The sequence below is a fragment of the Pseudomonas turukhanskensis genome (genome assembly GCF_027922365.1).
In the GTDB taxonomy this organism is placed as follows: Bacteria; Pseudomonadota; Gammaproteobacteria; order Pseudomonadales; family Pseudomonadaceae; genus Aquipseudomonas; species Aquipseudomonas turukhanskensis.
In genome coordinates this window covers 34,210-58,518 of the sequence record NZ_BSFN01000001.1, presented here as the reverse complement: position 1 = coordinate 58,518, position 24,309 = coordinate 34,210, and the positions used below count along the sequence as shown (strand labels likewise).

At 62.5% G+C, this 24,309-nt stretch carries 18 protein-coding genes; 11 read left to right on the top strand and 7 right to left on the bottom strand.

Features of this window, described 5'->3' with window-relative positions:
- Positions 1 to 8: 8 nt before the first annotated feature.
- The 3 genes from PKE98_RS00230 to choX all read right to left on the bottom strand — a co-directional run bounded on the left by PKE98_RS00230 (position 9) and on the right by choX (position 2,886).
- Entirely contained in the window at positions 9 to 974 is a 966-nt protein-coding gene (locus tag PKE98_RS00230; protein ID WP_271193221.1) for an L-carnitine dehydrogenase, read from the bottom strand.
- Positions 975 to 987: 13 nt separating this feature from the next.
- Entirely contained in the window at positions 988 to 1,875 is an 888-nt protein-coding gene (gene cdhC, locus PKE98_RS00225; RefSeq protein ID WP_271193220.1) for a 3-dehydrocarnitine:acetyl-CoA trimethylamine transferase CdhC, read from the bottom strand.
- A gap of 78 nt (positions 1,876 to 1,953) precedes the next feature.
- Positions 1,954 to 2,886, bottom strand: a complete 933-nt coding sequence (choX, locus tag PKE98_RS00220) for a choline ABC transporter substrate-binding protein (RefSeq protein ID WP_271193219.1) — start codon at positions 2,884 to 2,886, stop codon at positions 1,954 to 1,956.
- 226 nt (positions 2,887 to 3,112) lie between these two features.
- Between choX and PKE98_RS00215 the strand changes: the two genes are divergently transcribed.
- The 9 genes from PKE98_RS00215 to PKE98_RS00175 all read left to right on the top strand — a co-directional run bounded on the left by PKE98_RS00215 (position 3,113) and on the right by PKE98_RS00175 (position 15,938).
- Positions 3,113 to 4,078 (top strand): GlxA family transcriptional regulator, encoded by a 966-nt coding sequence (locus tag PKE98_RS00215; RefSeq protein WP_271193218.1) that lies wholly within the window; start codon positions 3,113 to 3,115, stop codon positions 4,076 to 4,078.
- 117 nt (positions 4,079 to 4,195) lie between these two features.
- Positions 4,196 to 5,173 (top strand): dipeptidase, encoded by a 978-nt coding sequence (locus tag PKE98_RS00210; protein ID WP_271193217.1) that lies wholly within the window; start codon positions 4,196 to 4,198, stop codon positions 5,171 to 5,173.
- Between the two features lie 139 nt (positions 5,174 to 5,312).
- Positions 5,313 to 5,843, top strand: a complete 531-nt coding sequence (locus PKE98_RS00205) for a DUF5943 domain-containing protein (RefSeq protein ID WP_004880220.1) — start codon at positions 5,313 to 5,315, stop codon at positions 5,841 to 5,843.
- Between the two features lie 157 nt (positions 5,844 to 6,000).
- Positions 6,001 to 8,061 carry a dimethylglycine demethylation protein DgcA gene (dgcA, locus tag PKE98_RS00200; RefSeq protein WP_271193216.1) on the top strand — a complete coding sequence of 687 codons (2,061 nt, stop codon included), beginning with the start codon at positions 6,001 to 6,003 and terminating at the stop codon, positions 8,059 to 8,061.
- A 150-nt stretch (positions 8,062 to 8,211) separates the two neighbouring features.
- Positions 8,212 to 10,149 carry a dimethylglycine demethylation protein DgcB gene (gene dgcB / locus PKE98_RS00195; RefSeq protein ID WP_271193215.1) on the top strand — a complete coding sequence of 646 codons (1,938 nt, stop codon included), beginning with the start codon at positions 8,212 to 8,214 and terminating at the stop codon, positions 10,147 to 10,149.
- A gap of 120 nt (positions 10,150 to 10,269) precedes the next feature.
- Entirely contained in the window at positions 10,270 to 11,493 is a 1,224-nt protein-coding gene (etfA, locus tag PKE98_RS00190) for an electron transfer flavoprotein subunit alpha (RefSeq protein ID WP_271193214.1), read from the top strand.
- Entirely contained in the window at positions 11,483 to 12,262 is a 780-nt protein-coding gene (gene etfB, locus PKE98_RS00185; protein WP_271193213.1) for an electron transfer flavoprotein subunit beta, read from the top strand. Before etfA ends, etfB begins: the two co-directional genes overlap by 11 nt.
- A 225-nt stretch (positions 12,263 to 12,487) precedes the next feature.
- Positions 12,488 to 14,110 carry a methyl-accepting chemotaxis protein gene (locus tag PKE98_RS00180; protein WP_271193212.1) on the top strand — a complete coding sequence of 541 codons (1,623 nt, stop codon included), beginning with the start codon at positions 12,488 to 12,490 and terminating at the stop codon, positions 14,108 to 14,110.
- 202 nt (positions 14,111 to 14,312) lie between these two features.
- Entirely contained in the window at positions 14,313 to 15,938 is a 1,626-nt protein-coding gene (locus PKE98_RS00175) for a methyl-accepting chemotaxis protein (protein ID WP_271193211.1), read from the top strand.
- A gap of 139 nt (positions 15,939 to 16,077) precedes the next feature.
- Here the strand turns inward: PKE98_RS00175 and gbca are convergent, their stop codons facing one another.
- Positions 16,078 to 17,367 (bottom strand): glycine betaine monooxygenase oxygenase subunit, encoded by a 1,290-nt coding sequence (gene gbca, locus PKE98_RS00170; protein ID WP_271193210.1) that lies wholly within the window; start codon positions 17,365 to 17,367, stop codon positions 16,078 to 16,080.
- Positions 17,368 to 17,661: 294 nt separating this feature from the next.
- On the opposite strand from gbca, the gene gbcB reads away from it, so the two are divergent.
- Positions 17,662 to 18,762 carry a glycine betaine monooxygenase reductase subunit gene (gene gbcB, locus PKE98_RS00165; RefSeq protein ID WP_271193209.1) on the top strand — a complete coding sequence of 367 codons (1,101 nt, stop codon included), beginning with the start codon at positions 17,662 to 17,664 and terminating at the stop codon, positions 18,760 to 18,762.
- An 86-nt stretch (positions 18,763 to 18,848) separates the two neighbouring features.
- Here gbcB and PKE98_RS00160 read toward each other — a convergent pair whose 3' ends face one another.
- The 3 genes from PKE98_RS00160 to PKE98_RS00150 all read right to left on the bottom strand — a co-directional run bounded on the left by PKE98_RS00160 (position 18,849) and on the right by PKE98_RS00150 (position 22,744).
- Complete coding sequence (locus tag PKE98_RS00160) at positions 18,849 to 19,472, bottom strand: glutathione S-transferase family protein (protein WP_271193208.1); 624 nt, start codon at positions 19,470 to 19,472, stop codon at positions 18,849 to 18,851.
- A 144-nt stretch (positions 19,473 to 19,616) separates the two neighbouring features.
- Positions 19,617 to 21,560: a ferredoxin gene (locus tag PKE98_RS00155; protein WP_271193207.1), complete on the bottom strand. Its 1,944-nt coding sequence runs from the start codon at positions 21,558 to 21,560 to the stop codon at positions 19,617 to 19,619.
- A 143-nt stretch (positions 21,561 to 21,703) separates the two neighbouring features.
- On the bottom strand, positions 21,704 to 22,744 hold the full coding sequence (locus tag PKE98_RS00150; protein ID WP_271193206.1) for a threonine aldolase family protein: 1,041 nt from the start codon (positions 22,742 to 22,744) through the stop codon (positions 21,704 to 21,706).
- 306 nt (positions 22,745 to 23,050) lie between these two features.
- Between PKE98_RS00150 and glyA the strand changes: the two genes are divergently transcribed.
- Positions 23,051 to 24,304 (top strand): serine hydroxymethyltransferase, encoded by a 1,254-nt coding sequence (gene glyA / locus PKE98_RS00145; protein WP_271193205.1) that lies wholly within the window; start codon positions 23,051 to 23,053, stop codon positions 24,302 to 24,304.
- Positions 24,305 to 24,309 lie beyond the last annotated feature (5 nt).

Below are 24,309 nucleotides of genomic sequence, written 5' to 3'. Positions count from 1 at the left end.
CGCGTTCCTTAGTCGGCAAAGGCGAAGCCGTGTTTGGCTTTGGTGGTTTTTACGGCGTCGAGCACGGCCATCAGGCAGTCGTCTCGGTAGCGTTCCAGCTCGGCGATGCTGCGCTGGCCTTGCTGCTCGGCCGTGCCGGCGACCACGTCATCGATTAACTGGTCGGTCAGCTCGGGTGCCGGCAGGTAGGTCCAGGGCAATTGTAGCGCCGGGCCGAACTGGGCCATGAAGTGGCGCATGCCGGCATCACCCCCGGCCAGGGTGTAGGTGAGGAACGTGCCCATGAATGACCAGCGCAGCCCGGCACCAAAACGGATGGCGTCGTCGATTTCGCCGGTGGTGGCTACCCCGTCGTTGACCAGGTGCAGGGCCTCGCGCCACAGGGCTTCGAGCAGGCGGTCTGCGATAAAGCCGGGCACTTCCTTGCGTACGTGCAAGGGGCGCATGCCGAGCGTTTTGTACACGGTGATCGCGGCTTGAATGGCGTCGGGCGCGGTGTTTGCGCCGCCCACCACTTCGACCAGCGGCAGCAGGTACACCGGGTTGAACGGGTGGCCGACTACGCAGCGTTCTGGGTGGACGGCATCGGCGTAGAACTCGCTGGGCAGCAGGCCCGAGGTAGACGAGGCAATCAGTGCATCGGGCTTGGCCGCCGCGCTGATCCTGGCGTGCAGGTCGAGCTTGAGGTCGAGGCGCTCCGGGGCGCTTTCCTGGATAAAGTCGGCGTCGCGCACGCAGGCCTCGATGGTGTCGACGAACGTCAGGCGCTCCAGCGCCGCTCCCGGCACCAGGCCCTGTTTTTCCAGCGCCGGCCAGGCGTTGGCCACCCGTTGGCGCAGCGCGGCCTCGGCGCCGGGCGCCGGGTCCCAGGCCACCACGTCCAGGCCGTGGGCCAGCGCCCGTGCTACCCAGCCGCTGCCGATAACGCCGCTGCCCAGGGCGGCGAATGTGTTGATGTCGGTAATAAAACGCATGGCAACTCCTGGCTCAGGCGGGACGTTTGAGGTTCATTTTTGCCCGGCCTTCTGCCGGAGTAAGGATGCGCGCGCCCAGTCGGGTGAGAATTTCACTGACCCGCTCCACCAGTGCGCCGTTGCTGGCCAGCACGCCTTTGTCCAGCCACAGGTTGTCTTCCAGGCCGACCCGCACGTTGCCGCCCAGCAGCACCGCTTGCGCCGCCATTGGCATCTGCATGCGGCCGATGCCAAAACCGGCCCAAGTGCAGCCTGCAGGCAGGTTGTCGACCATGGCTTTCATGGTGGTGGTGTCGGCCGGCGCGCCCCAGGGAATGCCCAAGCACAGTTGAAACAGCGGGTCGTCGAGCAGGCCTTCCTTGATCATCTGCTTGGCGAACCACAGGTGGCCGGTATCGAAGATTTCCAGCTCGGCTTTCACCCCGAGTTCGGTGATGCGCTTGGCGCCGGCGCGCAGTTGGGCCGGGGTGGAGACGTAGATGGTGTCGCCGTCACCGAAGTTGAGGGTGCCGCAGTCCAGGGTGCAGATTTCCGGCAGCAGGGCTTCGACGTGGGCGAGCCGCGCCAGCGGGCCAATCAGGTCGGTGTTGGGGCCGAATTCCATCGGGTGTTCGCCGGCGCCGATCTCCAGGTCGCCGCCCATGCCGGCGGTGAGGTTGACGATGATGTCCACGTCCGCCTCACGGATGCGTTCCATCACTTCGCGGTACAGCGCCACGTCGCGGCTGAACTTGCCGGTGGCCGGGTCGCGAACATGGCAGTGCACCACGGTAGCGCCAGCCTTGGCCGCTTCCACGGCAGCCGCCGCAATCTGTTTCGGGGTGATGGGTACCAGGTGGCTTTTGCCGGTGGTGTCGCCAGCGCCGGTGAGGGCGCAGGTAATGATGACGTCGTGGTTCATACGGCACTTCCTTACAGTCGGGCAGGGCTCACCGCCGCGCAGCCGCAATCAGGGCTGCGCATGGTGCCAGTCGGTGTTTTAAGGGTTGGAGGTCAGTTGCAGGTGTTCATTGGCGGGACGGCCGTCGAGGGTGGTCACGCCTTCAAGCCAGCGCTGCTGGTCTTGCGGGTGGTCCTTGAGCCACTTTTTCGCCGATTCCAGCGGGTCCTGGTGGTCGAGCAGGGGCTGCATCATGCGGCTCTCGTCGGCGGCACTGAAGCTCAGGTTGCTTAGCAGCTTGTCGACGTTCGGGCAGCGGCTGGCGTAGTCCGGCGCGGTGACGGTCCACACCGTGGCGCGGCCTTCGTCCGGGCCGAGGGCGTCCTGGCTGCCGGAGAGGTAGGTCATGTCCTGGTTGACGTTCATCGGGTGCGGCGCCCAGCCGAAGAACACCACCGCTTCCTTGCGTTTCACTGCCCGGCTGACGGCGGCCAGCATGCCGGCCTCACTGGATTCCACCAGTTGGAACTTGCCCAGGCCAAACTGGTTTTTCGCGATCATGTCCTTGATGCCGGTGTTGGCGCCCGAGCCCGGTTCAATGCCGTAGATTTTGCCGCCCAGTTCTTTCTCGAACTTGGCGATATCGGCAAAGGTTTTCAGGCCCTTGTCGGCCAGGTACGTGGGTACCGCCAGGGTGGCGCGGGCGTCTTCCAGGCTCGGTTTTTCCAGCACCCTTACCTGCTTGGCGTCGATAAAGGGGGTGATGGTGCGGGTCATGATCGGGTTCCAGTAACCCAGAAACATATCCAGGCGCTTGTCACGGATACCGGCAAAAATGATTTGCTGCGACGCACTGGTCTGCTTGGTTTCATAGCCCAGGCCGTCGAGCAGCACCTGGGTCATGGCGCTGGTGGCAATCACATCGGTCCAGTTCACCACGCCCAGGCGCACGGTTTTGCACGCGGCCGGGTCGGCGGCGAGGGCGGTCTGGCTGGCGAGCACTAACAAACAGCAACTGAGTAAGGTCTTCATCGGTGTTCCTCATGTGGCTGATTCCTCGGCGGGCCAAGTGCGCGCTCGGGAATGCTTGTTGTCGAGTGTGGCCAGCGGTGCCTTGCCAGCTGTTGGCCAAATTACGCAGCGCAGCGGCGGCAAAATCCCACGGTAGCGACCAGCTTTTGTACGCAAGCGACCTGTTGCATTGCCAAAGCCTGCGCCGTGGCGTAAGCCTCGAACATTACCCTGGCCGAGCCTTGCCATGCCCCGTGAAGACTTCTGGTTTTTGCTGTTGCCCGGTTTTTCCATGCTGGGCTTTCTGTCCGCCGTGGAGCCCTTGCGCGTGGCCAACCGGTTCAGGGGTGAGCTGTATCACTGGCAGGTGATGAGCCTGGATGGCGGGCCGGTGCTGGCCAGCAACGGCATGTCGATCAACGCCGACGGCGCCCTGCAACCGCTGCCGCGCGGCACACGCCTATTGGTGGTGGCCGGTTTCGAACCCTTGCAGGCTTATACCGCCACGCTGGCGCACTGGCTTAAACGGCTGGACAGCGAGGGCGTGACCCTGGGCGGCATCGATACCGGGGCAGTGGTGTTGGCCGAAGCCGGTCTGCTCGACGGCCACACTGTGACCCTGCACTGGGAGGCGCTGGATGCCTTCAAGGAAAGCTACCCGCGCCTGCATGTAACCCAGGAGTTGTTCGAAGTCGACCGTTCGCGCATTACCTGCGCCGGCGGCACTGCTTCGATTGACCTGATGCTTGACCTCATCGCCCAGGCCCACGGTGCCGAGCTGGCGGTGCAGGTGTCGGAGCAGTTTGTGCTCAGCCGTATCCGCCCGCGCCAAGACCACCAGCGCATGGAAATCGCCAGCCGCTATGGCATCAGCAACCGCAAGCTGGTGCAGGTGATCGACGCCATGGAGCGCCATACCGAGCCGCCGCTCAGCACCTTGGTGCTGGCCGAGCGCATTCAGGTCACGCGCCGGCAATTGGAGCGGCTGTTTCGTTTACACCTGAACGACACGCCATCGAACTTCTACCTGGCCCTGCGCCTGGACAAGGCCCGCCAGCTGTTGCGGCAAACCGACATGAGCGTGCTTGAGGTAAGCCTGGCCTGCGGTTTTGAATCGCAGTCGTATTTCTCGCGCTGCTACCGCACCCGGTTTGCCTGCTGCCCGAGGGAGGACCGCCACCCGGCGCGCAAGGCGGCGATAAGCCTGCTTTGACGCTTTCGACAATTCCCCTGTCGTTTTTGCGCGATAGCGGCAAACCCCCAAGGAATATGCTGACCCAAAGCGCCGGCAAACGATTCGGCGTGACTTCTACGAAAAGGGGACAGCCTGATGAGCCCAGCCGAATTGCACGCCGACAGCATCGTTATCGACGGTCTGATCATCGCCAAGTGGAACCGTGAGCTGTTCGAAGACATGCGCAAAGGCGGCCTGACCATGGCCAACTGCACCGTGTCGGTATGGGAAGGCTTCCAGGCCACCGTTAATAGCATCGCTTCCAGCCAGAAACTGATGCGCGAAAACGCCGACCTGGTAATGCCGGTGCGCACCACCGCCGACATCCGCAAAGCCAAGGAGCAGGGCAAGACCGGCATCCTGTTCGGTTTCCAGAATGCCCATGCCTATGAAGACCAGATCGGCTACGTCGAGGTCTTCAAGCAGCTGGGCGTGGGCATTGTGCAGATGTGCTACAACACCCAGAACTTGGTGGGCACCGGTTGCTACGAGCGTGACGGCGGCCTGTCGGGTTTCGGCCGCGAGATCGTCGCGGAAATGAACCGTGTCGGGGTGATGTGCGACCTCTCTCACGTGGGTTCCAAGACGTCCGAAGAAGTCATCCTCGAATCGAAAAAGCCGGTGTGCTACTCGCACTGCCTGCCGTCCGGGCTCAAAGAGCACCCGCGCAACAAGTCCGATGAAGAGCTGAAGTTTATTGCCGACCATGGCGGTTTTGTTGGCGTGACCATGTTCGCGCCGTTCCTGGCCAAGGGCATCGACTCCACCATCGACGACTACGCCGAAGCCATCGAATACGTGATGAATATCGTCGGCGAAGACGCCATCGGTATCGGCACCGACTTCACCCAGGGCCACGGCCAGGAATTCTTCGAATACCTGACCCACGACAAGGGCTACGCCCGTCGCCTCACCAGCTTCGGCAAGATCATCAACCCGCTGGGCATTCGCACCGTGGGCGAGTTCCCGAACCTCACCGAAACCCTGCTCAAGCGCGGCCATAGCGAACGCGTGGTGCGCAAGATCATGGGTGAGAACTGGGTGAATGTACTTGCGGATGTTTGGGGCGAATAACGCCGTTTCCTCTCCCTCACCCCCAGCCCCTCTCCCGCACGCAGGAGAGGGGAGCCAAACCGCGATCAGCTCCCTCTCCCGTCGGCAGAGGGTTGGGGTGAGGGTAAACACTTTTATCGAATTTTCTGGAGCTCCACCCATGGCCAAAATCGCCCCGCAACTGCCTATCGAAGTCGACAGCGAAACCGGTGTCTGGACCAGCGATGCGCTGCCGATGCTGTATGTGCCGCGCCACTTCTTTGTGAACAACCACATGGGCATCGAGGAGGTGCTGGGCGCCGATGCCTACGCCGAAATCCTCTACAAGGCCGGCTACAAATCGGCCTGGCACTGGTGCGAGAAAGAAGCCGAATGCCACGGCATTGAAGGCGTGGCAGTGTTCGAGCACTACATGAAGCGTCTTTCCCAACGCGGCTGGGGCCTGTTCAAGATCCAGGACATCGACCTGGAAAAAGGCACCGCCAGCGTCAAGCTCGAGCACTCCTGCTTTGTGTACGTGTACGGCAAGGTCGGGCGCAAGGTGGATTACATGTTCACCGGCTGGTTTGCCGGCGCCATGGACCAGATTCTGGCCGCCAGCGGCAGCAGCATCCGCACCGTCGCCGAGCAAGTGTATGGCGGTTCGGAAGAAGGGCATGACGATGGGTTGTTCGTGGTCAAGCCGCTCTGATTCATCAATTTCAACGCAGATTGAAAACGTAGCGAGCGAAGGGTAGGCGAGGCGCAGGGCAACGCGAAAAGCGGAGTTTACTTCCAGTAAATGAGCATTTTCGCGTTGCCCTGCAACGACGCATAACCGAGCGCAGTAGTTTTCGGAGGTTGCCGTAATGGCTTTTGAATCGATGTTCCAGCCAATTCAAATTGGCAAACTGACCATCCGCAACCGCGTGCTCAGCACCGCGCACGCCGAGGTGTATGCCACCGACGGCGGCATGACCACCGAGCGCTATATCAAGTACTACGAAGAGAAGGCCAAGGGCGGTATCGGCCTGGCGATCTGTGGTGGTTCTTCGGTGGTGGCGATCGACAGCCCGCAGGAGTGGTGGAGTTCGGTAAACCTCTCCACCGACCGCATCATTCCGCACTTCCAGAATCTGGCCGACGCCATGCACAAGCATGGCGCCAAGATAATGATTCAAATTACCCACATGGGCCGCCGCTCGCGCTGGGACGGTTTCAACTGGCCGACCCTGATGTCGCCGTCGGGCATCCGCGAACCGGTGCACCGCGCCACCTGCAAAACCATTGAAGTGGAAGAAATCTGGCGGGTGATCGGTAACTACGCCCAGGCTGCGCGCCGGGCGATGGAGGGTGGCCTGGACGGTATCGAGCTGTCGGCCGTGCACCAGCATATGGTCGACCAGTTCTGGAGCCCGCGGGTCAACAAACGCACCGATGAATGGGGCGGCGATTTCGAAGGGCGGATGAAATTCGGCCTGGAAGTGCTCAAGGCCATTCGCAAGGAAGTGGGCCCGGACTTCTGCGTGGGCATGCGTATCTGCGGTGACGAGTTTCACCCCGATGGCTTGAGCCACGAAGACATGAAGCAGATCGCCAAGTACTACGACGACACCGGCATGATCGACTTTATCGGTGTGGTGGGCTCGGGGTGCGACACCCACAACACCCTGGCCAACGTGATTCCGAACATGAGCTACCCGCCGGAGCCGTTCCTGCACCTGGCCGCCGGCATCAAGGAAGTGGTGAAGGTACCGGTGCTGCACGCGCAGAACATCAAAGACCCGAACCAGGCCACCCGTATTCTCGATGGCGGCTATGTGGACATGGTCGGCATGACCCGCGCCCATATTGCCGACCCGCACTTTATCGCCAAGATCAAGATGGGCCAGGTCGACCAGATCAAACAGTGCGTGGGTGCCAACTACTGCATCGACCGCCAGTACCAGGGCCTGGACGTGCTGTGCATCCAGAACGCCGCCACCTCCCGTGAATACATGGGCGTGCCGCATATCATCGAAAAAACCACCGGCGTCAAACGCAAGGTGGTGGTCGTCGGTGGTGGCCCGGCCGGCATGGAGGCCGCGCGCGTGGCCGCCGAGCGTGGCCACGACGTGACCTTGTTCGAGAAGAAAGACGCCCTCGGTGGGCAGATCACCACGGCGTCCAAAGCGCCGCAGCGTGACCAGATTGCCGGTATCACCCGCTGGTATCAGCTGGAGCTGGCCCGGCTGAAAATCGATCTGCGCCTGGGCACCGGTGCCGATGTGGCGACCATTCAGGACCTGCGTCCGGACGTGATCGTGCTGGCCAACGGCGGTCACCCGTACCTGGAGCAGAACGAACACTGGGGCTCGGCTGAAGGCCTGGTGGTCAGCAGCTGGGACGTGCTGGACGGCAAAGTGGCGCCGGCCAAAAACGTGTTGGTGTACGACACCATTTGCGAATTCACCGGTATGTCGGTGGCCGACTTTATGGCCGACAAAGGCTCGCAGGTGGAGATCGTCACCGACGACACCAAGCCGGGCGTGGCCATGGGCGGTACGTCGTTCCCCACCTACTACCGCAGCATGTACCCCAAAGAAGTGATCATGACCGGCGACATGATGCTGGAGAAGGTCTACCGCGAGGGCGACAAACTGGTGGCCGTGCTGGAGAACGAATACACCGGCGCCAAGGAAGAACGGGTGGTCGATCAGGTGGTGGTGGAAAACGGCGTACGGCCGGACGAAACCCTGTACTACGCGCTCAAAGAAGGCTCGCGCAACAAAGGCCAGATTGACGTCGAGGCCCTGTTTGCGATCAAGCCGCAGCCGTGCTTGAGCGAAGCGGGTGAGGGTTACCTGTTGTTCCGTATCGGCGACTGCGTGGCCCAGCGCAACACCCACGCGGCGATTTATGACGCGTTGCGGTTGTGTAAGGACTTCTAGTCAGTCTCCCCTCTCCCTCTGGGAGAGGGGCGGGGGTGAGGGGCTCTTTTGGCGGAGATCTACGTCGCCTGCCGCCCTCACCCTAGCCCTCTCCCAGAGGGAGAGGGGATTGAATCGCACTGTTTTCCGGTCCCGCGAAGGAGACCAACGATGTTGAACACCCTTCTGCCCATCCTGCTATTCGCTGCCCTGCTGCTGGCCGTGATCGGTGCGGGCAAGCGCTTTTTCATGTGGCGCCGTGGCCGTGCCGCCCAGGTCGATTGGCTCGGTGGCCTGCTGGCCATGCCCAAGCGCTATATGGTCGATTTGCACCACGTGGTGGCCCGCGACAAATACATCGCCAACACCCACGTCGCCACCGCCGGCGGCTTTGTGCTGGCCGCCGTGCTGGCGATTGTGGTGCATGGCTTTGGCATGCATAACCGCATTCTCGGCGTCGCGCTGCTGGGCGCCTGTGCGCTGATGTTTGTGGGTGCCTTGTTTGTGGCCAAGCGCCGGCTAAAGCCGCCGTCGCGCTTGTCCAAAGGCCCGTGGATGCGCCTGCCCAAAAGCCTGCTGATGTTTTCGGCCAGCTTCTTTATCGCCACCTTGCCGGTGGCCGGCATTCTGCCCGCTGATTTTGGTGGCTGGATATTGGCGCTGGTGCTGGCCATTGGCGTGGCCTGGGGTGTGTCCGAACTGTTCTTCGGCATGACCTGGGGCGGGCCGATGAAACACGCCTTTGCTGGCGCCCTGCACCTGGCCTGGCACCGCCGCGCCGAGCGTTTTGGCGGTGGCCGTTCCACCGGTTTGAAAGCCCTGGACCTGAGCAACCCGAACGCGCCGCTGGGCGTGGAAAAACCCACCGATTTCACCTGGAACCAACTGCTCGGTTTCGACGCCTGTGTGCAGTGCGGCAAATGCGAAGCGGCGTGCCCGGCCTTTGCCGCCGGCCAGCCGTTGAACCCGAAGAAGCTGATTCAGGACATGGTCGTGGGCCTTGCCGGCGGCACCGATGCCAAGTTCGCCGGCAGTCCTTACCCTGGCAAACCCGTAGGCGAACACAGCGGTGGCCCGCACCAACCCATCGTCAACGGCCTGGTCGATGCCGACACCCTGTGGTCGTGCACCACCTGCCGCGCGTGCGTGGAGGAGTGCCCGATGATGATCGAGCACGTCGACGCCATCGTCGATATGCGCCGCCACCTGACCTTGGAAAAAGGCGCCACCCCCAACAAGGGCGCCGAGGTGCTGGATAACCTGATCGCCACCGACAACCCCGGCGGCTTTAACCCCGGTGGCCGGCTGAACTGGGCGGCAGACCTGAACCTCACCCTGCTCAGCGACAAGAAAAACTGCGACGTGCTGTTCTGGGTGGGCGACGGTGCTTTTGATATGCGCAACCAGCGCACCCTGCGCGCCTTCGTCAACGTGCTGAAAGCGGCCAATGTCGACTTCGCCGTACTGGGGCTGGAAGAGCGCGACAGCGGCGACGTGGCTCGTCGTCTAGGCGATGAAGCCACCTTCCAGAGCCTGGCCAAACGCAATATCGCCACGCTCGGAAAATACAGCTTCAAGCGCATCGTCAGCTGCGACCCGCACAGCTTCCATGTGCTGAAAAACGAATACGGCGCCCTTGGTGGCAACTACGAGGTGCTGCACCACAGCACCTTTATTGCCGAGCTGATTGCCGCGGGAAAACTCAACCTGGGCCAGCACAAAGGCGGCTCGGTGACCTACCACGACCCGTGCTACCTGGGCCGCTACAACGGCGAGTACGAAGCGCCGCGCGATGTACTGCGCGCCCTCGGTATCGAGGTTAAAGAGATGCAGCGTTCAGGCTTTCGCTCGCGCTGCTGCGGTGGCGGCGGTGGCGCGCCGATCACCGATATCCCTGGCAAGCAACGGATTCCGGATATGCGCATGGTGGACATCAAGGAAACCGGCGCCGAACTGGTGGCGGTGGGTTGTCCGCAGTGCACGGCAATGCTTGAAGGCGTGGTGGAGCCGCGGCCGCAGATCAAGGACATTGCCGAGTTGGTGGCCGATGTATTGCTGGAGGCGCCGGCTGCGGTGGCTGTGAAGCGTGTGGTGGAGGAGGTGCAATGATGGGCTTGAATGCCACGGCGTCCCGTGTAGGAGCGAGCTTGCTCGCGAAGCGCTTACTTTCTCCTTGCCGACGTTTCGCCAGCAAGCTGGCTCCTACAGTGGTCCGCGCAGGAGCTACTCATGTCTGACATCATCCGCCGCGACCCCCGCGCCGAACGCATTGCCCGCAACCGCCTGCACCCGTTGCACGCCACGGTGCAGCGCAGCGAAACCAGCTGGATGGGCCCCAACGGCATCATTCGCAAGAACCCTCATGCCGTCGGCTTTATCGGCCCCAACGGCACAAAACGCATCGACCGCAGCGGTGCCCAGCAGGGCGGCACGGCCAAGCGCTCCACCCAGGCGGCCGCCGTGCAACTGCCGCTGCATACCGTCGCCGCGCCCAGCTTCTACATCGTGGTGGTGCCCGACCTGGTGGGCGGCCGCCTGACCACCCACGACCGCGACCTGCTCGGCCTGGCTCATAAGCTGGCCGGCCATCAGGGCGCGGTGCTGGCAGTGGTGTTCGGTGAGCATAAAGAAAGCAGCTTCGACACCGCCGGCGTCGACCGCCTGCTGCACCTGGACGGCGCCCTGTACAGCGGTTACGCGCCAGAGCAACAGGTGCAGGCGCTGACCGCCATCGAGCGGCAGTTCCGGCCGCGTCATTGGTTGCTGCCGGATAGCCGCACCGGGGGTGGCGAACTGGGCCGCCGCCTGGCCGCGCAGTTGGGCGAGCGCCCGGCTACCCGCGTCTGGCAAGTGACCGACGAGCACTGCATCGGCCGTGCTGGTGCCGGCCAGCAGGACCTGCAACGGCCATTGGCGCGGGTAATTCTGGCGGCCAGCGAATGCGCCGAGCCGGTCAGCGAAAGCCGCCATGAGGCTCTCGCCGTCAGCCTGGACACCGAAGTCGCCCGCTGCCTGCCGCGTATCGAAGACCTCGGCGCAGTCGCGGTCGACCCGGCCGCCACACCCATGGCCGAAGCGGAATTTATTCTCTCCGGCGGCAACGGCGTCAGAGACTGGGACCTGTTCCACCGCACCGCCGTGGCCCTTGGCGCCACCGAAGGCGCCTCGCGGGTGGCGGTGGACGACGGCCATATGGCGCGTAACCGCCAGGTCGGGGCCACCGGCACCTGGGTGACCGCGCGGGTGTACCTGGCCGTGGGGATTTCCGGCGCCATCCAGCACCTGCAAGGCATCGGTGCCTGCGACAAGGTGGTGGCGGTGAACCTGGATGCCGGCTGCGACATGATCAAACGCGCCGACCTCTCGGTAATTGGCGACTCGGCAGCCATTCTGGCCGCCCTTATCGAACGCATGGCCGCGCACCGCGCCGGAGGCAATCGCGATGCAGCCTAAGCCATTGAACGTGTTGTGCCTGGTGTCCATCGGCGCCCACCCCACCTCCGGCCGCGCCCGCCGCGCCGAGCAGGACGCCCGCGCCGTCGAGCTTGGCCTGCGCCTGGCCGGCGAGCAGGTGCAGGTGCTGCATGCCGGCAACGCCGAAGAAGAAGCCCTGCGCGCTTACCTCGGCATGGGCCTGAGCGAACTTAGCGTATTACAGCAACCCGACGGCGCCGATGCGCTGCCGGTGCTGTTCGACTACCTCAAGGACAGTGGCGCGCAACTGGTGCTCACCGGCAGCCAGGCGGAAACCGGCGAAGGCTCGGGCATGCTCCCTTACCTGCTGGCTGAGCAACTGGGCTGGCCGCTGGTGGTGGGGCTGGCCGAAGTGGAAAAGGTCGAAAACGGCGTGGCGCAGGTGCTGCAGGCGCTGCCTCGTGGCCAGCGTCGCCGCCTGCAAGTGCGTTTGCCGTTTCTGGCCAGCGTCGACAACGCTGCGCCTGTCGCCCGGCAGAGCGCATTCGGCCCGGCGCGGCGCGGAACGCTGTGGACGGATGAAGTGCACGTGCTGGATGACGATCTGCTGAGCAACGCCAGCTTCCAACCGGCGCGGCCACGGCCCAAACGATTGAAAGTGATCAAGGCCAAGACTGGCGCCGAGCGCATGAAAGCGGCCACGGCAAAAGCGGCTGGCGGCGGTGGTCAGGTGCTCAAGGATGTGAGTGCCCAGGAAGGCGCCGAGGCCATCTTCAAGCTGCTGCTTGAAGAAGGGGTGATCCGCTAGGCCCGGCGGGGTTCGAGGCTTACACCTGTCCGCTGGCGCCTGTTGGCGCTGTCAAAGCAGATAATCACGACTATGTTTTCCTTACGGCCGCCGCGCGTGCCGTACGTGAACCCATGGCCTCCCACCTCCCTGCTTCGGGTGTAAAGCCCTCGGCAACCCTGGCTCGCCATCGGTCCTGTGCCGGGCTGGCAGCTGCCGTCCGGCTTACTTGCCTGGAAGACTGTCATGTTGCGAAAGCTCGATATTGCCCCCCGCGCCAGCCTTGGATTTGGCTTGTTAGCCTTAATGGTGCTGTTTCTCGGCGCCTTCGCCCTGCTGAAAATGTCCGCGATGCGTGACGATGCCCTGGAGGTCAGCGACAACTGGTTGCCCAGTATCCTGGCCCTGGATGCTCTGGCGCAGAACACCTTGCGCATGCGCTCCATCAGCCTGCGTCTGGTGGTCAACCGTAGCGACGCAGAGCAAAGCGCCAATATCGAGCGGATAAACAAGCTCAAGCCGGTGTTGGTCGAGGACCAGCGCCGTTATGAGGCGTTGATCTCCAGTCCTGATGAGCGCGCGGCCTACGAGCGCTTTACCGTTGCCATGCAGGGCTATGAGGCCGAGCAGCTCAAGCTGATGCAATTTGCCCAAAACAAGCAATTCGATGAAGCGACGGAGCTGGCCAATACCACGCTTGTGCAGTTCGGCGACGCCATGGCAAAGGAACTGGACACCATGACTGCCATCAACACCCAGGGTGCGCAGGAGGCCAAAGCCCGCTCCAGCGAGGTGTTCTCCAGTGCCCGGGCGAGCATGGTGGTCACCATGCTCCTGGCTGGGGTGGTGACAGTGGTGCTGGCGCTGCTGCTGACCCGCAGCATCGTGGGGCCGCTGCTGCGCGCCCTGGGGATCGCCCAGGTGGTGGCTTCCGGCGATCTGACCGAGCGCATCGAGGTCGATGGTACCGACGAGCCGGCGCGCCTGCTGCAGGCGCTGAAAACCATGCAGCAGAACCTGCGCGGCACTATCCAGAGCATTGCCGATTCGTCCAATCAACTGGCTTCAGCCGCTGAAGAACTGCATGCGGTCACCGAAGACTCCACACGTGGGCTGCATCAACAGAACAGTGAAATCGAGCAGGCGGCGACCGCCGTCAACGAGATGACCACGGCGGTGGAGGAGGTGGCGCGCAACGCGGTGATTACCTCCGAAGCCTCGCGCGACTCCGATCGCACCACCCAACACGGCCGCGAGCAGGTGCGCCAGACCGTCACATCGATCTCCAGCCTGGCCGACGATGTCACCACGTCCTCTAATCAGGTCGAGCAACTGGCGGACAAGGTGCGTGACATCAGCAAGGTACTTGACGTGATTCGCTCCATTGCCGAGCAAACCAATTTGCTGGCGCTCAACGCTGCCATCGAGGCGGCCCGTGCCGGTGAGGCCGGGCGGGGTTTTGCGGTGGTTGCCGATGAGGTGCGGGCGCTGGCGCATCGCACCCAGCAGTCGACCCAGGAGATCGAACAGATGGTCGGCGGTATTCGCCAGGGCACAGACCAGGCGGTGAGCGCCATGCACACCAGCAACCAGCGCGCCCGCGCCACCCTGGATGTGGCCAAGGCCGCCGGCAATGCGTTGGACGAGATCGCCGTGGCCATCTCAGCCATCAACGAACGCAACCTGGTGATCGCCAGCGCCTCGGAAGAACAGGCGCAGGTAGCGCGGGAAGTGGATCGTAACCTGACCAATATCCGCGACCTGTCGCTGCAATCCTCGGCTGGAGCCAATCAGACGGCAGCGGCCAGTCAGGAGCTGTCACGGCTGGCAGTTGGCCTCAACGGCATGGTCGCGCGCTTTAAAGTGTGATTGGGGCATGCTCTTGGTCCGCTACATACCCTGTTACGATTGTATTTACGCCATAAAGCCCTTTTCTCTCAAAGACTTGGGCTTTTTTTGTGGGCACTCACTTCAAGTACAGGCAGTTTGCTGCCGATAGGTGGTTACGCTCCGGTTAGGCCACTGTTCGGCCTTCTGAACGTTTCTCTGTTTTTTACAGGATGGAATCTCGATGAACCTTCGCAGCCTCAACATCGCGCCCCGTGCAGGTCTAGGTTTTGGCTTGGTGGCCTTGCTGGTGTTTTTCCTTGGCGGTTTTGCCCTTGTACAAATGGCCAGCATGCGCGAGGAGTCAGCGGAAATAGACCAATCCTGGATGCCCAGTGTGTTGGCGTTGGGTAGCCTGAGTGAAAGCGCATTGCGCCTTCGCACCATCACCCTGCGGCTGTTGCTAATCCGCGACCCGCAGGCGCAACGGGACAATGAGGCGCGCGCCGAGCAGTTGAAAAGCGATATGCAGACCGCAGAGGCCCGCTACGAAAAAATAGTTGATGAGGGCGAAGAAACCCGCCTGTACCAGGCGTTCAAAACAGCGCAAAACGGCTACTTGCAACAGCAAAGTCGGGTTGTCGAGCTGTCCCGCCAGAACAAGATCGATGAAGCACTGGTTGTGGTCAGCGGCGAAATGAACACCCAGGCCGATGCCATGGCCAAAGCCCTGCGCGCGCTCAGCGAGTACAACAGCAAGGGCGCCACCAACGCGGCCGCGTCTGCCAGTGCGACGTTCTACAACGCCCGCACCTGGGTGATCATCACCATGGTATTGGCCGCCATCGGCACCGTGCTGCTGGCGTGGCTGCTGACCCGTAGCATCGTTACGCCGCTCAACCGCGCCTTGCGCTCCGCCGAAATCGTGGCCTCGGGCGATCTGACCGAACGCATTCAGGTGGATGGTTCGGACGAGCCCGCGCGCTTGCTCGGCGCCTTGCACACCATGCAGCAAAGCCTGCGCACCACCATCCAGAGTATTGCCGACTCCTCCAATCAGCTTGCTTCTGCTTCGGAAGAACTGACTGCGGTCACCGAAGACTCCACCCGTGGCCTGCACCAGCAGAACGACGAGATCGAACAGGCCGCCACCGCAGTCAACGAGATGACCACGGCCGTGGAAGAAGTGGCGCGCAATGCGGTGATCACCTCCGAAGCCTCGCGAGAATCTGACCGCACCACCCAGCGCGGCCGCGAGCAGGTGCAGCAAACGGTGAACTCCATTTCCAGCCTGGCCGATGACGTCACCACCTCAGCCGATCAGGTGCTGCAGCTGGCGGACAAGGTGCGCGATATCAGCCAGGTGCTCGATGTCATCCGCTCCATTGCTGAACAGACCAACCTGCTGGCCTTGAACGCCGCCATCGAAGCGGCCCGTGCCGGCGAAGCCGGGCGTGGGTTTGCGGTTGTGGCTGACGAAGTGCGGGCGCTGGCGCACCGTACCCAGCAGTCGACGCAAGAGATTGAACAGATGGTGGGCGGCATTCGCCAAGGCACCGATCAGGCGGTAAGCGCCATGCAGAACAGCAACCAGCGCGCGCGTTCCACGCTCGATGTGGCCAAGGCAGCGGGTGGTGCGCTGGATGAAATTGCCATCGCCATTTCGGCCATCAACGAACGCAACCTGGTGATCGCCAGCGCCTCCGAAGAGCAGGCGCAGGTGGCTCGCGAAGTGGACCGTAACCTGACCAATATCCGCGACCTGTCGCTGCAATCATCGGCCGGGGCCAATCAGACGGCGGCGGCGAGCCAGGATCTGTCGCGGTTGGCGGTGGAGTTGAATGCGATGGTGGCGCGGTTCAGGGTGTGAATCGGCGGTGAGGCTTGCCCTCACCCCTAGCCCCTCTCCCGCAAGCAGGAGAGGGGAATCCATCGCCTAACTCGCGAATAACTCGGTTAGGCCCCCTCGCCCGCTTGCGGGAGAGGGCGGGGGGTGAGGGCAGAGGCCATTACTGGGTCTTGATCCCATACAAATAAGGCGCCGGTGCCGCCCCCAGATTGCTCAGCAACCGCTCGCTATACCAATCGATAAAATTCACCACGCCAAACTCATAGGTCTTGGAGTACGGCCCCGGCTGGTACGCGGTGGAGTTGATGCCGCGCTGGTTCTCTTCGGCCAGGCGACGATCCTGGTCGTTGGTGGCGTCCCACACTTCACGCATCCGCGCCGGGTCATAGTCCACGCCTTCTACAGCGTCCTTGTGCACGATCCACTTGGTGGTGACCATGGTTTCCTGGGCGCTGATTGGCCACACGGTGAACACAATGATGTGGTCGCCCATGCAGTGGTTCCACGAGTGCGGCAGGTGCAGGATGCGCATGGAGCCCAGGTCCGGGTTTTTGATCCGGCCCATCAATTTCTGGCAGCCCTGTTTACCGTCCAGGGTCATGGACACGGTGCCTTTGAGCAGCGGCATGCGCACGATGCGGTTACGCAGGCCGAAGCTGGCGTGGGCGTATGGAATCTTTTCCGCGTCCCAGGCGGCAGCAGAGGCGGCTACGTGGTCTTTGAAGGCCTGGTCGGCGCGCGGGTCGGTGACGTCGTCCCATTCCAGCAGGGTTTTCAGCAGCTCCGGGTGCGAGCCGTTGCAGTGGTAGCACTCGCGGTTGTTCTCGATCACCAGCTTCCAGTTGGCTTTTTCCATCAAGGTGGTTTGCACCGCCACCTTGGTGTTCTCCATGTCGTAGGGCTCCATGTAATGGGCCAGGGTGGAGAGGAATTCATCGATGGCCGGCGGGTTTTCGGCCAGGGACACGAAGATATAGCCGCCCGCCACTTTCACATGCACAGGCTTTAGGCCGAACTTCTTCATGTCGAAGTCTTCGCCCATTTCGGTGCCGGCATACAGCAGGCGACCATCGAGCTCGTACGTCCACTGGTGGTAAGGGCACACCAGCTTGGCGACCTTGCCTTTCTCGCCAGTGCACAAACGCGAACCGCGGTGGCGGCAGACGTTGTGGAAGGCGTTGATCACGCCGTCGGCACCACGGATCACCACGATGGGATTCTTGCCCAGCTGGAAGGTGAGGTAGTTGCCCTTGGCCGGGATCTCGCAGGTCATGCCGGCGATCAGCCATTCCTTGTGGAAGATCTCCTGCATATCGATATCGAACAGGCGGTCGTCGCAATAAAACGGCTGCGGCAGCGAATAGGTGCGCTCGCGGTTCTGCAGCATATCGGCGGTGGCCTTGCGTGCCGGCTCCAGCGGGTCGCCCAAACTCAGGGTAGTGGTATCCATCTATCTGTCCTCATGGCTGATCGCGGTGTGCGCGCAGCGAAAATGGCGGTTGGTTTTCACGCAAGGCGCTTGTCTAGCGCTCTCTAGATTGAGGTGGAGTGTGGGGTCGGGCGTACAGATGGCCTTATCCATGGGCGACACGGCCAATTCCGTTTCCGACGCGCCAGCCCCTATGGTTGGGGGCTGGTCGCGGTGAGCATGCCGATGTCGCAGATAGGTAAGTGGCCCACTAGGCGCGTGCCCACAATCGGCGCCATAGTCCTAAGCCATTTAGGCATTTGCGCGGGAGCGAACATGTCCAACACCTTCCTCAATCCGGTCAACACCCAGACCTGGGCCAATGGCCGCCACCTGGTGCGTTGCGTCAAGGTGATCCAGGAAACCTGGGATGTGCGCACCTTCTGCTTTATGGCCGACCAGCCGATCATGTTTTTCTTTAAACCGGGGCAATTCGTCACCCTGGAGCTGGAGATCGACGGCCAGCCCATCATGCGCTCGTACACCATCTCCAGCTCGCCATCGGTGCCGTACAGTTTTTCGCTGACCATCAAGCGCGTGCCGGGCGGCAAGGTGTCGAACTGGCTGCACGACAACATGAAAGAAGGCGATGAGCTTCCCGTGCACGGCCCGGTGGGCCTGTTCAACGCCATCGATTTCCCCAACGACAAAGTGCTGTACCTGAGCGGCGGCGTGGGCATTACGCCGGTGATGTCGATGGCGCGCTGGTATTTCGATACCAACGCCAATGTCGACATGGTGTTCGTGCACAGTGCCCGTTCCCCGCGTGACGTGATCTACCGCCGCGAGCTCGACCATATGGCCTCGCGCATCCGTAACTTTGCCCTGCATATCATCTGCGAGAAACACGGCGAAGGTGAGCCGTGGGCTGGTTACCGCGGCTACCTGAACCAGCCGATGCTGGAACTGATTGCCCCGGATTTTCGTGAGCGCGAGATTTTCTGCTGCGGGCCGACGCCCTATATGAGCGCGGTAAAACGCCTGCTGGAAGCCAATGGCTTTGACATGAGCCGTTACCACGAAGAATCCTTTGGCGCGACGCCGGCCGAGGACAAAGCCGAAGCCATCGAGCACGCCGAGCAAGCTGCCGATGCCCCTGTGCCGGACGCTGCCGACCTCAATCAGGTGGAATTCACCGCCACCGGCAAAAGCATTCGCGTGGCCCCGGGCGAGACCGTGCATGCGGCGGCTGCCAAGCTCGGCCTGCATATTCCCAAGGCCTGCGGCATGGGCATTTGCGGCACGTGCAAGGTGATGAAAACCTCGGGTGAAGTGGAGATGGAACACAACGGCGGGATTACCGACGAGGACGTGGATGAGGGGTACATCCTGTCGTGCTGCAGTGTGCCGAAGGGTGATGTCGTCATCGATTATTGAGGGGATGTGGGGCGAGTATCCCCATGGGGATATCTGCCGATACGCAAATCGGTGAATCGGCGGATACCCGCGCGCGGGTATTCGCCCTACGGTTCTTGTTTGGCCAACAACTCCGCCTCTTTCGCCGCCGCCCGCTTGTACGCCGGGCGGCCGGTGACCCGATCGATATACGCCTTGAACGCCGGCAACAACGGCACCACGCCAAAGTGAGTGGTCCAGTTCAACGCCGTACCCCACAGCACATCCGCCGCGCTAAAGCGTTCGCCCAACAGATACGGGCCCTTGGCCAACTGCGCCGCGACAATCGCCAGCACATCGTCATAGCTGCCATAGGGCGAGCGCTGCTTGGGCGCAGGTTCGCGTTGCAGAGAACGGTCGACCACCGCTGGTTCAAAACACGAGCCGTAAAACACCATCCAGCGCAGGTACGGGCCGCGCAGCGGATCGTCGAGGGCGGGCGCCAGGCCGGCGTTGGCAAAAAAATCGGCCAGGTAGATAAAAATCGCGCCCTGCTCGGTAATCAGTGCGCCGTTGTGGACGATGGCCGGCACCTTGCCCATGGGGTTGATGGCCAGGTAAGCCGGTTCGCGTTGTTCGCCCTTGCTCATGTTCATCACGTGCAGCTCAAAAGGTGCGGCGAGTTCTTCGAGCAGCACCAGGGAACCCAGGGAGCGGCTTTGCGGGCAGTAGTGCAGGTTGAGGGTGGCCATGTTGGCGCTCCGGCTGAGGTTCAGGAGCAACAACATAGTTCAGATGAGGGGGGCGGCAAGGTGGTTGGTCGGGCTTTGCGTCGCCTGACATATTCTGGATCCCTGCCTTCGCAGGGATGACGGTGTTCGTGGTAGAAACATCCGTCATCCCTGCGAAGGCAGGGATCCAGAATCGTGCGGCGAACGAAGCGCTTGCAACCGCCACGCGCCCTCTACAACGCATGCCTGCTGCTGCCGATAAAACAGCCGCCAGTCCCCATGCCGTTGCGTAAAGTCGTAAGCCAATCCGGGCGCCGGCGCGGGCTGTTCGAACTGGCTTTCCCGCTCGGGGTTGCCCTGACCGGGCCCGGTAATGGGCACATACCGGTTACGGCCAAGTAGGCGCAGCAGGTGCAGCTGGCCGTGGATAAACCCTTGCAGATGCACGTCGAGCACATCCTCTTGCAACCAATGCAGACTCTCGCTGCGCGGCTCGGCAATCGCCACACGGTGAAGCACGGCCGGTGCGTCGGCGAAGGCGATCAGGGCGATAAACTGGCCGCAGTCTGAAACCCGATGTTCAAGCACCCAATCGCCCGGCACCTGCCATTGGCCGATGCTGCACTGGTAGGCGCGCAGGTCGCCTTTCTTGCTGTTGCGCAATGGCTGCCAGGTCATGCGTTCGCCATTTTTCAGCGGCGCGCTTTGCAGGAGCAGTGGGGCGTCGTTCAGCGGTAACAGCAAATCCACCTCGGGCATGTCGGCATAACCCAGCTGCGGTTTGCCGCGCCGTGTCTGGCCGACTTCCAGCTCCAGTTGGCTGTAGGTGTAGGAGGTCACCGGGCCGTGGTCGCCGTATTCTAGACACGGCTGCGCCCATTCCATGCGCAGGCGCACGTGCTCGGCTTCCAGGGCGATCAGGGCGGGCGTGGTGTTGTGGGGCTCGCGCTCTTTGGCTTCCCAGGCGCCGTCGAGCAAGCGCCAACCGCTGCTGCGTTGCCACAGCCAATAGCCGCTCTGTTCGCCCCGTGAAGCGGCACAGACCAATCCCGAGCCGTCATGGTTGAACACCATTTCCGGTTCCGGCTGGCGCAGCATCAGCCCGGTGGCTTGCTCATCCAGCCACAGCTCTGCGACCGGATAGCGCAGCGGCGCCAGTGGGTCATCCAGTGGTATCAAGGTGTCTGGTAGCCAGGTGTGCAATTGCAGCTGAGGCGCACCGTGGGGGGCCGGCAGGGTGCGGGATTCGTGGTCGCCTTGCAGGCGCTGCCAGAAATCCTCCGGTAGCCACAGGTCGCGCACGGCCACCATGGTGTGCACCCGGGCGTTGGCCAGCAGATCGCTTAGCGACAGGCGATGCGCGGCGTCCGAGGTCAGCGGGCTGACCCGGCCGACCACCTCGGTATCGGTGACCTCATCCAGTTCCCAGAACTGGTCGATGTTGCAGTGATGCAGCAGGCGTTCCTGGCGGTCGTAAATCAGCAACCCCCAGCGCCCGCGGCTGGGCATCGGCGACACGAAGTAACGGCCGTTGGTGGAGAACTGTGCCGAGGGGTTGGCGTTGAAGACCACACTGCCGTCGGGCAGCAGGTAGTCGCAGATCAGCGGGCCGCCCATGGCGATTTCGCTTACGTCCAGCAGGCGCAAGGGTTCGCCTTCGGGTGTAAGCCGTGGCTCGCCGCCACCCCAGGCACTGGCGCCGCGCCATTGGCTAGTGGTCGGGGTGGCTTCTGGTGCTTCGGGCGCTGGCGAGGTTTGTTCTTCCAGCGTCCAGTTCAGGCGTTTGGGCAGTTTGATCAGTAGTACGAGACCGCCAATCATCACGGCTGCGCCTGCGCAGAAGGCCAGCCAGAACACAGGTATAGCGCGGCCGATGCCGATGCCCAGGCCGATCAACCAGAAGAATTGCAGTTGCTGCAGGCGGTAGGGCACCTGGCCGCGCAAGCGGTTGAAGAGCGCGCAGAGAGGGAACAGCGCTAGCCAGAAGAGCGCGCCGAGGCTCAGGGGCAGGAACACCGGTGACAGCAAGGTGAGAGCGATCCAGCCCAGCTCCAGAGGAAGCAGCATCAGCAGTTGAGGGAGGGATTTGCTTGCCAGTCGGTCGTCCATGAATGGCTCGGTAGGTGTGTTCAGTTCGAGATTCTGGGTCCCAGCCTACGCTGGGACGACAGAGGTTTTTGCCAAGACTCCCGTCGTCCCAGCGCAGGCTGGGACCCAGTGGTCCGGCATTCCGGTGCGAGCCTCTTGCAGGCTTACCCCTGCATCACCGAGCGAATATCTGCGGCCAACTCCCGTACCCGCGCTTCTTCGGTATCCCACGAACACATAAACCGCGCGCCACCGGCGCCAATAAAGGTATAGAACCGCCAATCCCGCGCCCGCAGCGCTTCAATCGCCGGTTCCGACAGCTGCAGAAACACGCCATTGGCTTCCACCGGAAACATCAGGCTCACCCCTGGAATATCGCTGACTAACTCCGCCAGCAGCCGCGCGCAGTGGTTGGCGTGGCGGGCGTATTTCATCCAGGCGTCGTTTTCCAGCAAGCCGACCCAAGGTGCCGACAGAAAGCGCATTTTCGAGGCCAGTTGCCCGGCCTGTTTGCAGCGGTAGTCGAAGTCTTCGGCCAGGTCTTTGTTGAAGAACAGAATGGCCTCGCCGACCGCCATGCCGTTTTTGGTGCCGCCAAAGCACAGCACATCGATGCCGGCTTTCCAGGTCAGCTCGGCGGGCGAGCAGCCGAGAAACGCACAGGCATTGGCAAAGCGTGCGCCGTCCATATGCAGGTTAAGGCCCAGCTCGCGGCAGGTGGCGCTGATGGCTTTGAGCTCTTCAGGGCGGTACACGCTGCCGATTTCTGTGGCCTGGGTAAGGGTGACTACCCGCGGCTTGGGGTAGTGGATGTCTTGGCGCTTGAGGGCGATTTCGCGAATGGTGGCGGGCGTCAGCTTGCCGTTTTCAGTGCGTGCGGTGAGCAGCTTGGAGCCGTTGGAGAAAAACTCCGGGGCGCCGCATTCGTCGGTTTCGACGTGGGCGGTCTCCGAACAGATCACGCTGTGGTAGCTCTGGCACAACTGCGACAAGGCCAGGGAGTTGGCCGCAGTACCGTTGAAGGCGAAGTACACCTCGCAGTCGGTTTCAAACAGGCGGCGGAAATGGTCGGAGGCGCGGGCCGTCCATTGGTCTTCGCCGTAGGCGCGCTCATGGCCCTGGTTGGCCTGCGCCATGGCGGCCCAGGCTTCGGGGCAGATGCCGGAGTAGTTGTCGCTCGCGAATTGCTGGGTGTTGTCGGTCATGGCAATGGGGTCTCTTTACGGCGATGGGCAACACTGTAGCGCGGGTCGGTCGTTGTGTCGTAGGGCCAACACAAATCCCCGTAGGGCGAATATCCCCGAGGGGGATATCCGCCGTTGCGCTCACCTCGGTACCACGGCGGGTTGCGCCCGCCTCCTTGCCTTGGTCGGAATGAGCATTTTGACGTCGCAAACAGGCATATGGGTGTGCCGGCTATTTCGCAGAATCGCTAACAACGCAGAACCGCTCCGCACCACGGGGTGGGCGCTCTAACAATGTTGCGGCAGCCGCTGTCGCTGGAGACCGAGATGTTCAGCAAAAACGACCAGATCAAAGGCTATGACGAAGAACTGCTGGCAGCCATGGATGCCGAGGAAGCCCGTCAGGAGCACCACATCGAGCTGATCGCCTCGGAGAACTACACCAGCAAGCGCGTGATGCAGGCACAAGGCAGCGGCCTGACCAACAAGTACGCTGAAGGCTATCCGGGCAAGCGTTACTACGGCGGCTGCGAGCATGTGGATAAAGTCGAGCAGCTGGCCATCGACCGCGCCAAGGAGCTGTTCGGCGCCGATTACGCCAACGTGCAACCGCACTCCGGCAGCCAGGCCAACGCCGCTGTCTACCTGGCGCTGCTGCAAGCTGGCGACACCGTGTTGGGCATGAGCCTGGCCCACGGCGGCCACCTGACCCACGGCGCCAAAGTGAGCTTTTCCGGCAAGCTGTATAACGCGGTGCAGTACGGCATCGACACCACCACCGGCCTGATCGACTACGACGAAGTCGAGCGCCTGGCTGTGGAACACAAGCCAAAAATGATCATTGCCGGTTTCTCGGCCTACTCCAAAACCCTCGATTTCCCACGCTTTCGCGAAATCGCCGACAAGGTGGGCGCGTACTTCTTCGTCGACATGGCCCACGTGGCGGGCCTGGTGGCGGCCGGTCTGTACCCCAACCCGCTGCCCTACGCGGACGTGGTGACCACCACCACCCACAAAACCCTGCGAGGCCCGCGCGGCGGCCTGATTCTGGCCAAGGCCAACCCGGATCTGGAGAAGAAATTCCAGGCCGCCGTATTCCCAGGCGGCCAGGGCGGCCCGCTGATGCACGTGATTGCCGCCAAGGCGGTGTGCTTCAAGGAAGCGCTGGAGCCTGGTTTCAAGGCTTATCAGCAGCAGGTCATCGACAACGCCCAGGCCATGGCTAAGGTATTTATCGAGCGCGGTTACGACGTGGTGTCCGGCGGTACCGACAACCACCTGTTCCTGGTCAGTCTGATTCGCCAGGGCCTGACCGGCAAAGACGCCGATGCCGCTTTGGGCCGTGCCGGCATCACCGTGAACAAGAACGCCGTACCGAATGACCCGCAGTCGCCGTTTGTGACCTCTGGCCTGCGTATCGGTACCCCGGCCATCACCACCCGTGGTTTCAAAGTGGCGCAAAGCGTGGAGCTGGCGGGCTGGATCTGCGACATCCTCGACCACCTGGGCGATGCCGATGTGGAGGCGCAAGTGGCCAAACAAGCAGCGGCCCTGTGCGCGGATTTCCCCGTTTACAAATGATCTCA